Source organism: Secundilactobacillus pentosiphilus, from assembly GCF_002217985.1.
Classification (GTDB): Bacteria; Bacillota; Bacilli; order Lactobacillales; family Lactobacillaceae; genus Secundilactobacillus; species Secundilactobacillus pentosiphilus.
This window is the reverse complement of record NZ_BCMI01000063.1, coordinates 1-655: the sequence shown is the minus strand read 5'-3', so window position 1 is coordinate 655 and position 655 is coordinate 1. Positions and strand designations below refer to the sequence as shown.

General features: G+C 40.8%; 1 protein-coding gene. It reads right to left on the bottom strand.

The features are described 5' to 3' along the window. On the bottom strand, positions 1-456 hold a 456-nt coding region (locus tag CES81_RS13050), incomplete at its 3' end, for an IS110 family transposase (protein ID WP_145993361.1). Positions 457-655 lie beyond the last annotated feature (199 nt).

Below are 655 nucleotides of genomic sequence, written 5' to 3'. Positions count from 1 at the left end.
CTGTTGAAGAGCCGTATACAGTTTTATCTGTTTGAGCTTAATATCGTCAGTCACCTGTTTACAAAATCGCGTTAACTCATGTAGCTTTTGATAAGAGTCGGTCCAGGTTTTGGTTAAACGATAGTGAGTTTCTACGACCGAACGGGCAATCTTATGTGCATCTAATGAGTCAGTTTTTACTCGCCGCAAACTTTCAGAGTGTAGGTGAAGTTCTAAAGGATTTAGACAAGCATACAAGACATGATTATCCTGACAGAAACGTGCAACTGGACGTGAATAAACGCCAGTCGCTTCAAAATAAACGACGGGTTCATTAGCTGCATCAATAACCTCTTTTAGATGCTTAAATCCAGGTTGATTATGCGGACAGTCAAATTCATCGAGACACTGCCGGTCTCGATACCAAACCACGTAACTATGATTTTTTGAAACATCTAATGCGATTACATCAGACAAAGTATCGCTTCCTTATCAAGTTTTGAAGCTTCCAACTCTTTCACAGTGTCAAATCATTTCCTAAACACGGCCTCGCAGGTCCTCAATCTTAAACCATATTTGCGCCATGAAAGTGTTGGATGCCATTTTATATTACGGACTCGAAGTCCCAGAGGGTATGTGCGGCCTTAGCTTCACTTTCAGTGTAAACAAAAAGTTC